The following is a 16,672-nucleotide window of genomic DNA, read 5'->3' as shown; positions in this document are numbered from 1 at the left end:
GTCCCGAACCATCAGCGATATGGCCGCCGCGGAGAGAGCCTCGGCATGAACCTCCTGGGACGGCTGATCGACTCGCGCGCCCCCGGCGAGGGCGTCGCGCTGTTCGTCGACGGGCCGAACCTCCTCAGAGACGAGTTCGACGTCGATCTCGACGACGTTCGCGAGGCCGCGGCGGCGCAGGGGCGGCTCGTCGCGGCGCGGCTGTACCTCAACGAGCACGCGACGCCGGGGCTGATTCAGGCCGCCGAGGCCCGCGGCTTCGAGGTCGTCGTCACGAGCGGCGACGTGGACGTGAAGCTCGCGGTGGACGCGACGCGCGTCGCGGTCGAGCGCGGTGCGGAGACGATCGCCATCGCCTCCCGCGACACCGACTTCAAACCCGCGCTCGAAATCGCCAACCGGTACGGACTGCGCACCTTCGCCATCGCGCCGGGCGAGCACGGCCGCTCCGACGCGCTCCGGAACGCGGCGACGGAGAGCGTGACGCTGGGAGAGTGACGGTCGGCGCTCGAAGGCTCGAAGACCGCGGATCGCCCCGCTTTTGGTTCCGAGCGTCCACGGTCCGGCATGGACGAACTCGACACGCCGGTGCTCGACGACCACCTCCACCTCGACCCGAGACGCGGCCGCGGGATGGCGGCCGTCGAGGACTTCGTCCGCGCCGGCGGGACGCACCTGCTCGTCGTCAACAAGCCGTCGTGGCACCTCGGCGTCGAGGCGGACGCGGGCGTCGACTTCCGATCGGTCTTCGAGGAGACGCTGGCCGCCGTCGAGGGCGCGAACGAACTGCTGCCCGGGCGGGCGTGGCCGGTTCTCGGCGTCCACCCCGGATTGATCACCCGGCTGACGGACGAGCGCGGGATGGAACCGAGCGAGGCGCGGGAGCTGATGTGCGAGGGGCTCGACGCCGCGGCCGGGTACGTCCGCGACGGACGGGCGCTGGCGCTCAAGTCGGGCCGCCCGCACTACGACGTGTCCGAGGCGATCTGGGACGCCTCGAACGACGTGCTCCGACACGCGCTCGACCGCGGCGCGGCGCTCGACTGCCCGGTGCAGCTGCACACCGAGGCGAGCGAGGATCTCATCGAGATCGCCGAGTGGGCCGAAGCCCGCGGACTGGCGCGCGAGAAGGTCGTAAAGCACTACGCCGGCGGGCGGCTCGCGGGACCGACGCCGAGCGTGATCAGCCGCCGCGAGGAGTTAGCGCGCGCCGCGGAGCGCGGCGAGCCGTTCCTGATGGAGACGGACTTCATCGACGATCCCGACCGGCCGGGGGCCGTGCTGGGGCCGAAGACGGTTCCCCGGCGCGTCGGGTGGCTGCTGGAGGAGGGGTACGACGAGGCGGTCCGAAACGCCCACGTCGAGACGCCGCGGCGGGTGTACGGGATCGACACGGTCGGAACGCTGACCGGTCAGCGCGCGTGAGCCGCTGGGCGATAGGAAAGGCATTTGAGTGACCGAGATGACGATCAAACTATGACCGAGCCCGAGGAGACGTTCTACACTCAGGAACGCTGGCAGAACTGGCTCAGCCGCGTCGAAGAGGAGGAGCTGGACCCCGAGAACGAAGACTCCGCGCGCCTGCTTTTGAACCTGCAGGACGACGCCGCGATCGCGATCGCGAAGATCGTCTCCGCGTACGACGAAGGCCGCCTCGACGAGGAGGGGGCGATCGACGAACTCACCCGCGTCCGCGAGATCGTCCTCAGCGAGACCGCGTTCGAGGACGAAGAAAAGCGCATGCTGATCGACGGCGTGCAGACGAGCCTCGTCTGCGTGTTCTACGCCGCCGAAGAGTACATCGTCGCCGGTCCCGCGGAGGACGGAACCGTCGAGGACTTCGTCCGCGCGGCGGCGAACGCGGAGGCCGAAGACGACCTCGACGCCGCGCTCGGCTACCTCGTTCAGGCGGGAACGCGGGTCATCGACGGCGAGGAACTCGACATCTCGCTCGTCGAGGATCTCGAATACGGGCTGGTCTCGGAGTGGGTCAACGGGCTCGACAGCCTCCAGAGCGCGATGAGCGACCCGGAAGTGGTCGAAGAGGAGGACTGACCCTCGGCATCCGGGCGTTCCACCCTCCCGACAGGTCGGGACACCAACCTTTTAACGGTCGACCACCGTTCGATCGGTATGTCGCTCCGCGTCGACAGCCGCGCGGTCACCGTGCAGATCGGCGCGATCCTCCTCTTCGGGATGCTCGTGGTCTCGATGTCCGCCTACCAGGCGAGCGTCGTCCCCGCCGAGAACCGCGAGGCGGAGTTCGAGCACAGCTGGGAGGTCCGAGCGGACATGCTCGACCTCCGAGGCGCGATCCTGCGGGCGGCGTCGGACGGCGGGAGTCGCCCCGTGACGGTGGAACTCGGGACGCGGTATCCGTCGCGGACCCTCTTCGTGAACCCGCCGCCGTCGGGCGGGACGTTGCGCACGGAAGGGAACCGAACCGCGATCCTCTCGAACGCGAGCGCCGACGGCGAGACCGGCGACTACTGGACGGGCGAACCGCGCTCGTTCCCGTCGACCGCCCTGACGTACGCGCCGTCGTACACGGAGTACCGCGACGCGCCGACGACGGTGTACGAACACGGGACGCTGTACGACCGGTTCGACGGCGGCGAGACCGTCGGATCGACGGGGCAGACGCTCGTCGACGGCAAGCGCATCTCGCTCGTCTCGGTGGACGGTTCCGTCTCCGCGTCGAGCGCCGAACCGACGGCGGTCGATCCCCGGGGGGTGAGCGCGCCCGCGCGGACGGTCACCGTCGGAAATCGGACGGAGAACCTCACCCTCGCCGTCCGCACGGGGTTGTCGGCGAGCGCGTGGGAGGACGCCCTCGCGGACCAGTTCGTCGAGGCGGGCGGCCGGGTCGTGGCGGTTCGAGGGGGAGAATCGGGGGCGGTCGAGATCGTCCTGGAACCCGGCGAGTACGACCTGCGCCTCGCGCGGGTCGGCGTCGGCGGCCACGCGGACGCGGAGCCGCGGTACCTCACGGACGTCCGCGGCGACGACGAGACCGTGCGCGGCGGGAGCACGGAGCTGCTCGTCGTGGAGGTCAGGGACCGGTACAACACCCCGGTGAGCGGGGAGACGGTGAACCTCTCCCTCGTCGACGACGGGGTTTCCGCCCGCCTCGAAGCGGACGGGAAGGTGGGGGAGGAGATCGAGAACGCGATCACGGACGCCGAGGGGCGCGTCGAGGTCACCTACCGCGTGGACGACTTCGACGGCGAACCCGAGCCGGTTCGCGTGCGCGCGGCCACCGATCGACGCCCCTCGACCGACCCGGGGGGCGTCGTTCGACGCGAGCGATCCGAACGCCGTCGGCTTCGACCTGACCGCGGCCGGTGGCGGGGGCGGCGAGGACGACCCCGACGGCCCCGGTGACCGCCCCGACGACGGTCCGGTCATCGACCGCCGGGTCGACGACCTGACGCACGCGAACGAAAACCGCGTTCGCTACGTGACCTCGTACGACGTCGACGGGGCGAACGCCTCGTTCGAGCGGGTGAGCGTCCGGTACGAGAACGTCGACCGGCCCGACGATCCGAGCGCCGTCGAGGTCGTAAACGACACCGACGCGCGCGGGAGCGCCGACTTCGCGAACGACCACGGCGCGAGCGACGAGTGGAACGTGACGGTCAGGACGATCTACGCGGACGAGGAGGGGCGCGAGTACGTGGCGGCGGAGCGGAGCGTGCGCGACGTCGCCGACGCGGCGAACCCGGACGGCAACGACGACCTCGCCCGCGACGGGTCGCCCTCCGTCGACCGGTACGACCCCGAGGACCGGAGCAACCCGGGACGGGGTCCGCGGTACCGCCTCGACTACGAGATCGGAGACGCGGCCGAGTTCGACCGGGTCGAAGGCGCCGCGATCGGGCTGGACGGCGGCGGGGCCGCGTTCGAGACGAGCGAGCGCGAGGACGGTACTGTCGAACTGCGCCCGGGGTACGGGTACGAGGGGGAGTTCAAACTGGCCCTGCTCGTATTCGACGACGACGGCGCCGTCGTCGCCGCGGCCGCGGAGCGCGACGAAGCCGACGGGAGCGACCCGTAGTTCGACGATCGACGAATAGCTCATCGACAGGTCCATATACTTTCTTCGGGAATTCACGGGTATGACAGCCGTCGGCATCGACGCGATCGAGATCTGGACGGGGAAACTCCGGCTCGATCTGCCGGGGACGTTCGCCCCGTTCAAGGGCGAAGACCCGGAGAAGTACACGAAGGGGCTCGGACTGGAGGCGTCGTCGTTCCCCGACGTGTACGAGGACATCGTCACGATGGGCGCGAACGCGGCGAAGCGGCTGATGGATCGGCGGGGGTTGACCCCCGACGACGTCGGCCGCATCGACGTGGCGACGGAGAGCGCCTTCGACAACTCCAAGCCGGTCTCGACGTACATCGCCGGGTGCCTCGAACAGGTGTTCGACGGCGACTTCCACCACGCGAACAAGGGCGAGCGGAAGTTCGCCTGCGTCGCGGGAACCCAGAGCATCGACGACGCGTACAACTGGATCAAGGCGGGCCGAAACCGCGGGCGCTCCGCGATCGTCGTCGCCACCGACACCGCGCTGTACGAGCGCGGCGATCCGGGCGAGGCGACGCAGGGAGCGGGCGCGGTCGCGATGCTCATCTCCGAGGACCCCGACGTGGTCGAACTCTCGACCGAGCAGGGGTACGGCAGCGCCGACGAGACGGACTTTCTGAAGCCGAACCAGCAGTTCCCGAGCGTCGACGGCAAGCGGTCGGTGCAGGTGTACCTCGCCCGAATGCGCGAGGCGCTGGAGGACTACGAGAGCGTCGCGGGCGACACCCACCTCGACGACTTCGCGTACATCCCGTTCCACACGCCGTTCCCGGGAATGGTCCGGAAGGCGGGCCTCCTGGGCTTTCGTCACATGATCCGGGACACCGAGATCGAGGCGGATCTGGCGGGCGAGATCGGCCGTCAACCGCGCGAAGGCGAGTTCGGCTCGCGCGAGGCGTACGAGGACGCTATCCGGGAGTACATGGACGCGTTGAAGCGAACCGAGACGTACCAGGACTGGTACGCCGCCGCCATCGAGCCAACGCTCACGATCTCGCGGCAGGTCGGCAACTGGTACACCGGATCGGTGCACATCGCACGGGTCAGCGCCCTGAAGAACGCCGCGGAGACGGGACGGGGGCTGACCGGCGAGCGGCTGCTCGTCGGCTCGTACGGCTCCGGCGCGCAGGCCGAGATCCACGCCGAGACCGTCCGGGAGGGCTGGCGCGACGAGATCGGACGGCTCGGACTCGACGAACAGCTCGCGCGCCGGTACGAGCTCTCCTTCGAGGAGTACGAGCAGATCCACGACGCGCACAACCACGTGAAAGAGACGGAGATCGAAGAGCTCACCCAGCCGTCGGGCGAGTTCGTCTTCACCGGCTGGGGTCGGATGAACGAGCGGAAGTACGACTACATCGAGTAGCCGTCGAGCCGTTTTCTCACGGGAGCGCCCTGAGGTCGTCGAGCATCGCTTCGAGGTCCCGGTTCGACACCGCGAGCGAGAAGCCGTCGATGGTGGCGAGCGTCGGCGCGTGCTCCCAGAGGTCGTCCTCGGAGAGGCCGTGGAGGACGACCGCGTTCGGCGTCGGGTTGACGACGCGCATCGCCACGAGCGGGGACTCCCCGCGCGTCACGCCGGTGAACACGAGCGCGCGGTTCGTGCTCTGACCGTACAGTCGGTAGAACTCGTCGCTGGAGAGGCGAGTGATCGCCTGAATGCTGTTGATGACGGTGTGGCCGCTGACGCGGTCGTGGTCGCCGCGGATCAGCTCTGTCGCGTTCATCGCCTCGTAGAGTCGGTCGAGCGGGAGGCTCGTCGGGTACTCCCGGAGGTCCTGCACGATGTCGCTCTCGAAGCCGGCCGAGAGGACGCGGGCGTACTGACGGATGCGCCCGCCGCCGCGGGACTCGTCGATGTCGAGCAGCGCGGTGACCATCCGACTCACGACGCCGATACCCGGGCTCTCGCGGCGGCCGCTCTCGTAGTCCGAGATCACTGAAGAGGAGACGTCGAGCTGTTCCGCGAGCGCCGTCTGGGAGACGCCGAAGTCGGTGCGCCACTTTCGCAGCGTCGCCCCGGGATCGTCGCTCAGCGTGACCTCACCGGCGATTCGCTGGGCGAGATCGTCGCGCGGCGTCTGCGTCACGAAGGGTCACCCCGACGGCGTCGTTCTCGGCTCGTACCGATCATGGGGACACGTCCGTCGTTTCGGCGCAAAAGGGTATCGAAGCCGGGGTTCGACACCTGACGAACACGAGCGCGCAAATCCGCCGCTCGAATCGCGGCTCACGCCGCAGGGTCCGCGCTATCACGCGGTGAGATCGCGACCAAACGATAACCTCGCCCGCGAACAACGCCACGGCATGCCCTCGATTCTGGTGCACGTCGCCCTCGCCGGGCTCGTGGGCGCGGGGCTCCTCGGCGAGGACTTCACCCCGCGCGCCGCCGCGGCGGTGATGCTCGTCGCGGCGGTGCCCGATCTGGACGCCTTCGTCGCGATCGTCGCGCCCGGCGCGCACCGGGTGGTTCTCCACACGCTCTTCGTCCCGGTGGTCGCCGGCGGCGCGCTCGCGTACGACCTCCGGGCGGGTCGCCGATCGATCGTGCGCGGGCGGTGGGGCGACCGCGGCGTTCGGGTCGCGTGGGTCGCGCTCGCCGCGCTGCTTCTCGCCGGCATCCTGCCCGACCTCTTCACCAACGGCGTCAACGCCCTCTACCCGGCGTACGACCGGTTCTACGTCGTCGACGGGACGATCGAACTGTCGAGCGAGCGCGGCGTGGTGCAGACCGTGGTCGAGACCGATTCGGCGGGGCGGCGGTACACGACGGAGAACCTGCGGTACCACACCGGCTTCAACCCGGCGCACTCGCCGACTTCGAGACCCGCAGAGCGGGTGTTTCCCGTCGCCGATTCGGGGACCGAGCTGTTGCTCCTTCTCGTCAGCGCGTTCGTCGTCGGCGCGCGACTGCTGGAGTCCGGACGACGCTGATCCCCTCGCGGCGCGGTTCGACTCCCTCGAAAAGGAAACGACTGAGAGCGCGGGCCGCGCAGTCGCGACCATGAGCGACGACGCGAACGCGAGAGACGACGCGAACGCGGACGCCGACGCGACCGTTCGACCGTACGAATCGACCGACGCCGACGCGCTCTGGGAGTGCAAGCGGGCGTTCGAACTGGGGCTCGGGGACGGAACCGGCGGCGACGACAAGCGCGAGGCGTACGAGGCGAAGCTCACGGAGAGGTACCGGGAGCGGTACCTCGCGTGGGTCGACCGCTGCGTCGAGGAGGACGACCGCTGCGTGACGGTCGCGGCGGCGGCCGACGGACTGGCCGGGTACGCGTTCGTCCTCCCCGAGTCGATGGCGTTCGTCTGGGACGCGGCGGTGCTCAACGAGATCTACGTCGCGGACGAGTACCGGGGCACGGGCCTCGCGGACGAACTGTTGACCGCCGCGCTCGACGTCGCGCGCGGGCAGGACCTGCCCCTCGACAGGATGGTGCTCGACGTCGACGCCGCGAACGACCGCGCGCGGGCGTTCTACCGCCGGCACGGATTCGACCACTGGGGCGAGATGGTCGCGCGGGAGCTGTGACCGCGCGTCGCGCTCGACGCGATTCGGACAGGTTATGCCGTCCGAGTGATTACCGCCGAGAGATGATTCTGCGGGACGTGACACTCATCGACGGGGGCGAAACGCGTCGCGGCGCGATTCGGTACGACCCGGACGCGGGAACGATCGCCGAGGTCGGCGACCCGGCCCGGAGCGAGGCGGACGAACCGGTCGTCTCGCTGCCCGACCGGACGGTCACGCCGGGGCTGGTGGACGCGCACGTCCACTTCTCGCTCTCGGGCGAGGCGAGCGTCGGGACCGTCGTCGGCGCGAGCGACGCCGAACTCGCGCTGATCGAGGCGCGGAACGCGCGGAAGACGCTCGAAGCCGGCGTGACCGCCGTCAGGGCGATGGGCGCGCGCGACGTCGACCCGACGCTCAAGCGGGCGATCGACCGCGGCGACGTGCCCGGACCGCGGATGGTGGCGACCGGCCGGTCGATCACGATCACGGGCGGGCACGGCCACCACCTCGGCCGGGAGATCGACGGCCCGGCGGACGCGCGGAAGGCTGTCCGCGAGCAGGTAAAGCGGGGGGCGGACTTCGTCAAATTCATGACCACGGGTGGGGTGACGACGCCGGGAACCGACCCCGACAGGGTGGCGCTGACCGACGAGGAGCTGGCGGCGCTCGTCGACGAGGCGCACAGGCGGGGCGTCCACGCGGCCACGCACGTCCACGGGGCCGAGGGCGCGAAGGCGGCGGCCCGCGCGGGCGTCGACACGATCGAGCACGGGACGTTCCTCGACGGGGAGGCGATCGACCTGCTGCTCGAACACGACGTGACGCTTGTTCCCACGCTCTCCGCGCCGTACCACATCGTCCGCAACCTCGACGCCGCGACCGAGGAGAGCGGGGCGCAGACGCGTGCGATCTACGAGCGCCACATCGAGTCGTTCCGGGCCGCGGTCGACGCCGGCGTTCGGATCGCGGGCGGGACAGACGCCGGGACGCCGTTCAACGCCCACGGCGCGAACGCCGCGGAGGTCGCGTTCATGGCCGACTACGGCATGACGCCGCCGGAAGCCCTCCGCGCGATGACGGAAACCGCCGCGGCGGCCGTCGGGCTGGAGGGGTCGGGCACCCTCGAACCGGGGACCCACGCGGACCTGCTCGTGATCGACGGCGACCCGACCGAGGACCTCATCCGGTTGAACGACCCGGAGGCGGTGATCAAGGGCGGCGAGGTCGTCGCGGGCTCGCTTCCGGATCCGGAGTAGCTACCGCGTCTTCTCGCGCCACCCCTCCCGCGTGATCGCGTACCGATCGGCGTCGACGGCCGTCCCGTCGGCGAAGGCGAGGACGTTTCGAAACGTCCCCTCGCGCTCCCCGCCGTACGCTTCGACGTACCGTTCGATCGCCCGCCGAGATTTTCGGTTTTCGACGTGGTGGCAGACGGTGACCGCTTCGAGGTCGAGGCGGTCGAAGGCGACGTCGAGGAGCGCGCCGGCGCGTTCGCCGGAGTAGCCGCGGCCCCAGAACTCCTTGCGGAGCCAGACGCCGAGTTCGGCGCTCCGTCGGTCCCAATCGAGGTCGAGGCCGCCGGTCCCGACGAACTCGCCCGCCGCGTCCGCTTCCTTCGAGCGGATGACGTAGGCGGCTCCCTCGCCTTCGTCCCACGTCTCCTCCGTCCGGACGAGGAAGTCACGCGACTCCTTCGGCGTCCGGTGCGGCTCCCAGGTGACGTACCACGTGACCTCGTCGATCGCCGGCGCGTCGGCGTTCGCGTGCTCGTACAGCTCCAGCGGCGGCAGGTTCTCGCGGCAGAGCCGTTCGAGCCGGAGGCGCTCCGTCTCGATCCGCTCGGGGAAGAGACGGTCACCCATCGACGAACCTCGCCTCGCGGTCGTCGCCGACCGCCTCGCGCCACTCCGCCCGCGAGATCGTGTAGCGGTGGCAGTCGCTCGGGTCGCCCTGCCGGACGGCCCAGTTGCGCAGGAGCCCCTCGTACCGGCCGCCGTAGCGCTCGACGTACTTCTCGATGGCGCGCTTCGACCGCTCGTTGCCGGGGAGGTAGCCGATGCTCACGACGTCGAGGTCGAGTCGGTCGAACGCGAGCTGCAGCATCGCGCCGGCGCGCTCGCCGGAGTAGCCCCGCCCCCAGAACCCCTTGCGGAGCCAGATTCCCAACCCCGCCGCGCGCTTCTCCCAGTCGACGTGGAGGCCGGCCGTGCCGGCGAACTCGCCCGCGCCCGCCTCCCCCTCGCGCGGGAAGATCGCGTAGACGGCGTCCTCCGCGTCGTCCCACCGCTCCTCGAACGAGACGAAGGCGTCACGCGTCTCCTTCGGCGTCGCGTGCGGCTCCCACGTCAGGTGTCGCGTCTCCTCCTCGATCGTGTCGCTCCTCCCGTAGTGCTCGTACGCGTCGAGGGGGTCGATCGTCTCCCGGCACAACCGACGCAGCCTGAGGCGGTCGGTCTCGATCGTCTCGGGGAACACGATCGGTGGTCGAAGGGCGGAGCGAAAAGGTTTGCTCGGGTGTGCGAACGCGTGTCTGTACCCGGACGCGGGGCGAAGACCGACTCGCGTCGACGATCGCGTTCCACGATCCGGACAGCGCCGAGGTCACCCCCGCGAGTCACGTTCACCGCGGGGTGCTCGGCGGGGTGTCGAGTGAGACCGAAACCGATACTGGCCGACCGGACGGATCGGTCGGCGAAACGGCGTCCGCGCCGCGTGCGCCGGCTGGCCTCGCCGTTCACCGACCGCATCGTCGACCTCCGCGACTCGACCTCGAGACGGCTGGCGAGGAGTGACGCTCCGGAACCACTAAACGCGCCACGCGCCTTGCTCCGGTAATGACCGACTGGACGGAGAAGTACCGCCCCCGAACCCTCTCCGCGATCCGCGGCAACGACAAGGCCCGCGATCAGTTCAGCGAGTGGGCCGAGTCGTGGGGCGACCACCGGAAGGCCGTCATCGTCCACGGCAGCCCCGGCGTCGGCAAGACCTCAGCGGCCCACGCGCTCGCGAACGACATGGGCTGGGAGACGGTCGAGCTCAACGCCTCGGACCAGCGGACGGCGAGCGTCATCGAGCGGTTCGCCGGACGGGCGGCGAAGAACGCCACGCTCGGCGGAAGCATCGGTTCCGAGGGCTCGCCGGGCGGGGCGGGCGGGGGCCGCCAACTCATCATCCTCGACGAGGCGGACAACATCCACGGCAACTACGACCGCGGCGGGACGAGCGCCATCACGCGGCTGGTGAAGGAGGCCGGACAGCCGATGGTGCTCATCGCCAACGAGTTCTACGAGATGAGTCGGGGGCTCCGGAGCGCCTGCGAGGACATCGAGTTCCGCGACGTGTCGGCGCGCTCCATCGTCCCGGTGCTCCGCGACATCTGCCGACGGGAGGGCATCGAGTACGACGCAGACGCGCTCCAGCGCATCGCCGACGAGAACAGCGGTGACCTCCGCGGCGCGGTCAACGACCTTCAGGCCGCCGCGGAGGGGAACGAACGGCTGACCGTCGAGGACGTGGTCACGGGGAGCCGCGACAGGGCGATGGGTATCTTCCAGTTCCTCGACGCCGTCCTCAAAGAACAGGAGCCGCGCGAGGCGCTGCGCTCCTCGTACGCGGTGGACGAGACGCCCGACGACCTGACGAAGTGGGTCGAGGAGAACGCGCCGGAGGTGTACGAGGACGACGAACTCGCCCGCGCGTACGACTTCCTCGCGAACGCCGACCGCTGGCTCGGGCGCGTCCGGGCGAGCCAGAACTACCGCTACTGGCGGTACGCCGGCGACAACCTCGCCGCCGGCGTCGCCGCGTCCCGGGACGGCTCGAAGGGCGGGTGGACGCGGTTCGGCCGCCCGCAGTTCTGGCCGAAGTCGGACAAGACCGCCGACGCGATCGCCCGAAAGGTCGGCGAATCGGCGGGCGCGAGCGTCGACATCGCGCGCCGGGAGATCGTCCCGTACCTCGCCGCGATGACGCACCACTGCAAGAACCGCGAACTCACGGTGGCGATGGCCGCCGCCTACGACATGGACGCCGCCGAGGTCTCCCGCGTCACCGGCAGCGGCGAGTCGACGAAGAAGGTGCGGTCGATCGTCGAGGAGGCCCAGGAGCTCCGCGAGCGGGCGATGGAGGAGCACTCCGGCGGCGCGTTCGCCGGCGCGGCCGGGGCCGACGATCCCGACGAGGAGGAGATCGACGTCGAAGCCGACGGGGCGGCGGACGCCGAAGACGTCGCGGCCGACGGCGACGACTCGGACGCGTCGGCCGGATCGAACGACGAGGCGGAGACGGCCGCCGACGCGAACGACGACGACGGACAGTCCGGTCTGAGTGACTTCTTCTGACTTCTGTGGTCGTCGCGGAAATCGGCGCGGGGGTTCGTCGCGTCGACTCGACGGCTACGCTTCCTGCATCATCGTCCGGCAGCTCTCCGCGCAGTCGCGGAGCACGTCGGCGCAGACCTGACAGTGCTCGTCGTCGTGCTGTTCGCACTCGTCCGCGCACTCCTCGCACGCCCCCGCGCAGGCCTCCGCGAGGACGGCGCTGTAGTTGGAGTTTCGCGCCATGAACCGGGCGTGCTCCGTCGTGAGGTCGGCGACGTCCCGACAGAGGCGGGCGCAGCGAGCCATCTCCTCGCCCTGTCCGATGCACTCGTCGGCGCACCACTCGCACGCCTGCGCGGCCTCGAAGCAGTTGTCGATGCAGTTCGCCATCTCGTCCGTCAGGTGGGATATCTGTTGGAGCGCCATCGCGCTAGGACTGTCGGCGGCCATCTTTTCCTGTATTCCGGCTAAGATCCGAAGGGTTCCCGTCACCGCGGGGACGGCCGCACAGGGCGCGAAGCGTCGTTCGAGAAACCCCCCGGCGACCGACGGTCGGGCGAACCGTCGGATTCGGTGTGGTGCGTCTTTCGAAAGCCAAGTTCGAGCGCCGGCTCGGGTCGAAGCTCAAAGGTCCGGGCGGCGGAACGTCCGCAGCCGCTGACTGACGCCGTCTCAGACGCGAATTCCGCGACGACGACGTCCTTTCTCCCCGTTCGGCGAGTACACTTATCGACGACATCGCCGAAGGTACGCCACGGTCGCACCGCGACCGGCGACACTTCCAACCATGACCACCCTGGGATACACGCTGTCGAGCGAGGAGCACGGTCCGAACGATCTCGTCCGGTACGCCTCGCGGGCCGAGGAGGTGGGATTCGACTTCCTCTCCATCTCCGACCACTACCACCCGTGGGTCAGTCAGCAGGGGCACTCGCCGTTCGTCTGGGGGACGCTCGGCGGCGTCGCTGAGGCGGTCGACGACGTCGACGTCGGCGTCGGCGTCTCGGCCCCGATCATGCGCATGCACCCGGCGATCTACGCGCAGGCCGCCGCGACGGCGGCGGCGATGTTCGACGGGCGGTTCCTCTTCGGGGTCGGCACCGGCGAGAACCTCAACGAGCACGTCGTCGGCGAGCACTGGCCGGAACACGGCGTCAGACTGGAGATGCTCGAAGAGGCCGTCGACGTGATCCGGAAGCTCTGGACCGGCGAGAACGTGAGCCACCACGGGAACCACTACACCGTCGAGAACGCCAAACTGTTCACCCTGCCCGATCGGACGCCCGAGGTCGTCGCCTCGGCCTTCGGGCCGAAGACCGCGGAGGCCGCCGGCGAGTGGGCGGACGGCCTCTGGACGCTCGGCCCGCAGGACGACCTCGTCGAGACGTTCGAGGCGGGCGGCGGCGAGGGGGGAACGAACGTCACGCAGCTCTCGATCTGTTACGCCGAAACCGAAGACGAAGCGGTCCAGACCGCGCTCGAAGAGTGGCCGAACTCGGCGTTGCCCGGGGAGCTGGCCCAGCACCTGCCGACGCCGAAGCACTTCGAGCAGGCGGCGAGCATGGTGACGGAAGAGAACATTCGCGAGGGGTCGATCATCACGGACCCCGACCCCGAGACGCACGTCGAGACGATTCGGGAGTGTTTCGACGCGGGGTTCGACTACGCGTACGTCCACCAGATCGGCCCGAACCAGGAGGACTTCTTCGAGTTCTACGAGGAGCAGGTGATCCCGGAGTTCGAGTGATCGCGGGCTACGGCCGCACCGAGTTCGGGAGGACCGCCGGCGGAAGCGCGTCGCGCACGTCGGCGGCCAGCGCGGCCGGCCCGTCGCCGGTCGACGACGGGACGGCGAACACCGGTCGTCGGATCGTGCGTTCGAGTTCCGAGACGTTCGTCCGCTCCGCGACCGTCGCCCCCCGATATCGGTTCAGGACGACGGCGTGAACGCGAACGCCCCGCCGGGTCAGCGCGTCGACGGTGAGGGCGGTGTGGTTCAGCGTCCCCAGCCCCGCCCGGGCGACGACTACCGCCGGCAGACCGAGGTCGACGGCGAGGTCGAGCACCTCGGCGTCGTCGGCGAGCGGAACCCGAACCCCGCCGATCCCCTCGACGAGGGCGACCTCGGAGCGCTCGACCGCCCGCCGGCAGTCGGCGAGGAGCGCGTCGTACGACAGGGGTTCGCCGACGCGCTCGCCGGCCACCCGCGGCGCGAGCGGCGGTTCCAGCCGCCGGAGCGCCGTCGCCGCCTCGGGGTCGCCGCAGGCGTCGGCGACGAACCGCGCGTCGTCGTCCGGCGGACACCCCGTCTGCGCGGGCTTGATCGCCCGCGCCTCCCGGCCGGCGTCGCGCAGTCGCGCGGTCAACCCCGCCGTCACGACCGTCTTGCCGACGCCCGTGTCCGTGCCCGCGACGAACACCCCGGTCACAGGAGGCCCACCTCCCGGCCCGCGTCGCGGAACGCGTCGAGGCAGCGGTCGACGTCCGTCGCCGCGTGCGCAGCGGTCGGCGCGACGCGCACCCTGCTCGTCCCCTCGGGGACGGTCGGCGGACGGATCGAGGGCGCGACCACGCCGCGGTCGCGGACCGCCTCGGCCAGCGCGAGCGCGTCCCGCCGGTCGCCGACGACGACCGGGAGGATCTGCGTCTCACCCCGCACGTCGTACCCGGCGTCCGCCAGGCCGTTCCGGAGGCGGGCGGCGTTCTCCCAGAGTCGCTCCCGGCGGGCGTTCTCGCGGGCGATCCGCAGCGCCTCGCGCGCCGCGCCCGCGGCGGGCGGCGCGAGTCCGGTCGAGAAGACGAACGAGCGCGCCGCGTTGAGCAGGTGCTCGACGAGGGGTTCGCTCCCGGCGACGAACCCCCCCTGCGCCGCCAGCGCCTTCGAGAGCGTGCCGAGTTGCACGTGCACCCGCTCTCCGAGGCCGTCGCGCTGGACGATCCCGCCGGCGTCGTCGTACAGGCCGGTGGCGTGCGCCTCGTCGACCATGAGCCACGCGCCGTGCGCCTCGGCGACGTCGCACAGGTCGGCGAGGGGGGCGACGTCGCCGTCGACGCTGAACACGGAGTCCGTGACGACGAGGCGGGGGCCGTCCGCCCCGCGCTCGCGGAGCTTCCGGTCGAGGTCGTCCGGGTCGGCGTGGTCGTAGACGACCGTCTCCGCGCCGGAGAGCCGGCAGCCGTCGACGATGCTCGCGTGGTTCAACTCGTCCGAGAAGACGGCGGCGGGAGAGAGCGCGGCGATCGTCCCGACGTTCGCCGCGTAGCCCGACGAGAAGACGAGCGCGCGCGCCGTCCCCTTCGCGTCGGCGAGGTCGCGCTCCAGCGCCCGGTGGACGGCGGTGTCCCCGGTTACGAGTCGACTCGCGCCCGCCCCCGTCCCGACGTCGCGGGCGGCGGCCGCGGCCGCCCGTCGAACGCGCTCGTCGCCCGCGAGGCCGAGGTAGTCGTTCGACGCGAAGACGAGTTCCGTCGGGCCGAACGACGGCGGGTCGGAACCCCGATCCGTCGCGAAGCGGGCGCGCTCCCCGACGCGGTCGGCGGGCGTCAGGCCGCGGCGGAGGTCCCGTCGCTCCCGCGCCGCGAGCCGGCGCGCGAGGTGCTCGTCGAAGTCGTCCTCGCCGTCGAACGTCCGGCCGGTCGATCGGCGTCGGGGCATCTCAAAAGCGGGGCATGAGTTCCGCCGGTCCCAGCACGCCGTAGTCGCCGGCGCGGTTGCGGCGGACCGCGGCCGTCAGGTAGCCGAGCGCCGGGCCGTTCACGTTGGCGGCCATGCTCGTCTCGTCGCCCAGTTCGAAGGTGTTCGTCGCGGTCTCGCCGTCGAACGTCCGGCCGGTCACCCGGACGGTCGTCGTCGTCGGCTTCTCGTCGCTGCGGACGTCGAGGACCCCGCCGACGGTGACGTCCGCGGCGTCGCAGATGCCCGCGCGTTCGAGCAGCGCGTCGTCCGCGTGCTCCATGTCGCGGAACTCCAGGACGCCGCCGTGGGCGTCGACGATCCCCTCGATCTCCTCGTCGGAGAGGTCGCGGACGGCGTCGAGGTCGTACCCGTCGAGGTGGGCGATGTCCTCGCGGACGGTGCCGCGGTTGTCCTCGTAGCCGGACTCGAGGCCGACGCCCCACCAGATCTCGACCGATTCGACCTCGACGAACGACTGCGCGGCGATCGCCGCCGCGCCCGTCAGGAAGCCGGGCGTCGCGCCCGCGCCGCAGACGACGGTGATGCCCGCCTCCTCGAAGTCGTCTGCGCGCTCGTCGAGCATGCCGATCACCCGCGAACGCTTCAGCACGTCCACGACGACGCCCTCGTATCCCGCCTCGACGAACCGATCCGTCACGCGGGGGACGAAGTCGTGTTCGAGGTTCGGCAGGGCGAGGAGGACCGCGTCGAACGCGTCCGAGGCGGCGATCGCGTCGTCGATCGGCGTCTCGGTCGGTTCGGCCTGCGCGGAGGCGGCGACGCCGCCGCGCTCGACGGCCGCGCCGCCCGCTTCCGCGCCGCCGCCCGCGCGTCCATCCGCCGGACGTCCGCCGCCCGCCCCGCCGTCGGCGCGCGCGTCCCCGCCCGCCGCGTCGCCCGCCGTGGCCGCGAGGAGTTCGTCGACGTCGAGACCGTCGGGGTCGACGGCGATCCCGTGGCGATCGCAGGCCGCGACGGGCGTGAGTCCGTCCTTGTGCCGCGGGAGGTCGAGCGCTCGTCGTCCGATGCCGCCGGTGCCGAGAACAGCGAAGGTGATGTCGTCCATG

Annotated in this window: 18 protein-coding genes; 11 read left to right on the top strand and 7 right to left on the bottom strand. The window is 70.9% G+C overall.

Translation table 11 applies throughout. The features are described 5' to 3' along the window. The first annotated feature begins 45 nt into the window (after positions 1 to 45). The 6 genes from C3L37_RS03595 to hmgB all read left to right on the top strand — a co-directional run bounded on the left by C3L37_RS03595 (position 46) and on the right by hmgB (position 5,456). Positions 46 to 498, top strand: coding sequence for an NYN domain-containing protein (locus C3L37_RS03595; RefSeq protein WP_129113240.1), 453 nt, complete (start codon positions 46 to 48; stop codon positions 496 to 498). Positions 499 to 567: 69 nt separating this feature from the next. Next, positions 568 to 1,425: a TatD family hydrolase gene (locus C3L37_RS03590; RefSeq protein ID WP_129113239.1), complete on the top strand. Its 858-nt coding sequence runs from the start codon at positions 568 to 570 to the stop codon at positions 1,423 to 1,425. Between the two features lie 51 nt (positions 1,426 to 1,476). After that, positions 1,477 to 2,055, top strand: a complete 579-nt coding sequence (locus C3L37_RS03585) for a DUF2150 family protein (RefSeq protein ID WP_129113238.1) — start codon at positions 1,477 to 1,479, stop codon at positions 2,053 to 2,055. Between the two features lie 78 nt (positions 2,056 to 2,133). After that, complete coding sequence (locus tag C3L37_RS03580) at positions 2,134 to 3,384, top strand: hypothetical protein (RefSeq protein WP_129113237.1); 1,251 nt, start codon at positions 2,134 to 2,136, stop codon at positions 3,382 to 3,384. A gap of 76 nt (positions 3,385 to 3,460) precedes the next feature. Further along, positions 3,461 to 4,057: a hypothetical protein gene (locus tag C3L37_RS03575; RefSeq protein ID WP_129113236.1), complete on the top strand. Its 597-nt coding sequence runs from the start codon at positions 3,461 to 3,463 to the stop codon at positions 4,055 to 4,057. A 61-nt stretch (positions 4,058 to 4,118) separates the two neighbouring features. After that, positions 4,119 to 5,456, top strand: coding sequence for a hydroxymethylglutaryl-CoA synthase (gene hmgB / locus C3L37_RS03570; RefSeq protein ID WP_129113235.1), 1,338 nt, complete (start codon positions 4,119 to 4,121; stop codon positions 5,454 to 5,456). Positions 5,457 to 5,472: 16 nt separating this feature from the next. Here hmgB and C3L37_RS03565 read toward each other — a convergent pair whose 3' ends face one another. Further along, entirely contained in the window at positions 5,473 to 6,180 is a 708-nt protein-coding gene (locus C3L37_RS03565) for a helix-turn-helix domain-containing protein (protein ID WP_129113234.1), read from the bottom strand. A gap of 217 nt (positions 6,181 to 6,397) precedes the next feature. Between C3L37_RS03565 and C3L37_RS03560 the strand changes: the two genes are divergently transcribed. The 3 genes from C3L37_RS03560 (at position 6,398) to C3L37_RS03550 (ending at position 8,866) form a co-directional block, all read left to right on the top strand. Next, positions 6,398 to 7,024 carry a metal-dependent hydrolase gene (locus tag C3L37_RS03560; RefSeq protein WP_129113233.1) on the top strand — a complete coding sequence of 209 codons (627 nt, stop codon included), beginning with the start codon at positions 6,398 to 6,400 and terminating at the stop codon, positions 7,022 to 7,024. A gap of 70 nt (positions 7,025 to 7,094) precedes the next feature. After that, positions 7,095 to 7,628: a GNAT family N-acetyltransferase gene (locus tag C3L37_RS03555; protein ID WP_129113232.1), complete on the top strand. Its 534-nt coding sequence runs from the start codon at positions 7,095 to 7,097 to the stop codon at positions 7,626 to 7,628. Between the two features lie 62 nt (positions 7,629 to 7,690). Continuing rightward, complete coding sequence (locus C3L37_RS03550) at positions 7,691 to 8,866, top strand: metal-dependent hydrolase family protein (RefSeq protein WP_129113231.1); 1,176 nt, start codon at positions 7,691 to 7,693, stop codon at positions 8,864 to 8,866. On the opposite strand, the gene C3L37_RS03545 is transcribed toward C3L37_RS03550, so the two are convergent. Both C3L37_RS03545 and C3L37_RS03540 read right to left on the bottom strand, forming a co-directional pair. After that, positions 8,867 to 9,472: a GNAT family N-acetyltransferase gene (locus C3L37_RS03545; protein ID WP_129113230.1), complete on the bottom strand. Its 606-nt coding sequence runs from the start codon at positions 9,470 to 9,472 to the stop codon at positions 8,867 to 8,869. It abuts the gene before it with no gap. Then, positions 9,465 to 10,085, bottom strand: coding sequence for a GNAT family N-acetyltransferase (locus tag C3L37_RS03540; protein ID WP_129113229.1), 621 nt, complete (start codon positions 10,083 to 10,085; stop codon positions 9,465 to 9,467). Before C3L37_RS03540 ends, C3L37_RS03545 begins: the two co-directional genes overlap by 8 nt. Before the next feature lie 359 nt (positions 10,086 to 10,444). Between C3L37_RS03540 and C3L37_RS03535 the strand changes: the two genes are divergently transcribed. Further along, the gene (locus tag C3L37_RS03535) at positions 10,445 to 11,950 is read left to right on the top strand and encodes a replication factor C large subunit (protein WP_129113228.1); all 1,506 of its coding nucleotides are present in this window, start codon (positions 10,445 to 10,447) and stop codon (positions 11,948 to 11,950) included. 54 nt (positions 11,951 to 12,004) lie between these two features. Here C3L37_RS03535 and C3L37_RS03530 read toward each other — a convergent pair whose 3' ends face one another. After that, positions 12,005 to 12,355: a four-helix bundle copper-binding protein gene (locus tag C3L37_RS03530; RefSeq protein ID WP_129113399.1), complete on the bottom strand. Its 351-nt coding sequence runs from the start codon at positions 12,353 to 12,355 to the stop codon at positions 12,005 to 12,007. Between the two features lie 361 nt (positions 12,356 to 12,716). On the opposite strand from C3L37_RS03530, the gene C3L37_RS03525 reads away from it, so the two are divergent. Continuing rightward, positions 12,717 to 13,676: a TIGR03557 family F420-dependent LLM class oxidoreductase gene (locus C3L37_RS03525; protein WP_129113227.1), complete on the top strand. Its 960-nt coding sequence runs from the start codon at positions 12,717 to 12,719 to the stop codon at positions 13,674 to 13,676. 7 nt (positions 13,677 to 13,683) lie between these two features. Here the strand turns inward: C3L37_RS03525 and bioD are convergent, their stop codons facing one another. Genes bioD through C3L37_RS03510 form a run of 3 tightly spaced genes read right to left on the bottom strand, consistent with a single transcriptional unit; the run spans position 13,684 to position 16,671 of the window. Then, entirely contained in the window at positions 13,684 to 14,358 is a 675-nt protein-coding gene (gene bioD / locus C3L37_RS03520; RefSeq protein ID WP_228546096.1) for a dethiobiotin synthase, read from the bottom strand. Then, on the bottom strand, positions 14,355 to 15,584 hold the full coding sequence (locus C3L37_RS03515; RefSeq protein WP_129113225.1) for an aminotransferase class I/II-fold pyridoxal phosphate-dependent enzyme: 1,230 nt from the start codon (positions 15,582 to 15,584) through the stop codon (positions 14,355 to 14,357). The genes bioD and C3L37_RS03515 overlap by 4 nt, the downstream gene beginning before the upstream one ends. A 1-nt stretch (position 15,585) precedes the next feature. After that, positions 15,586 to 16,671, bottom strand: a complete 1,086-nt coding sequence (locus C3L37_RS03510) for a transcriptional regulator (RefSeq protein ID WP_129113224.1) — start codon at positions 16,669 to 16,671, stop codon at positions 15,586 to 15,588. Between the last annotated feature and the right edge of the window lies 1 nt (position 16,672).

Source organism: Halegenticoccus tardaugens, from assembly GCF_004116405.1.
GTDB classification, from domain to species: Archaea; Halobacteriota; Halobacteria; order Halobacteriales; family Haloferacaceae; genus Halegenticoccus; species Halegenticoccus tardaugens.
This window is presented reverse-complemented; position numbering and strand designations above follow the sequence as displayed.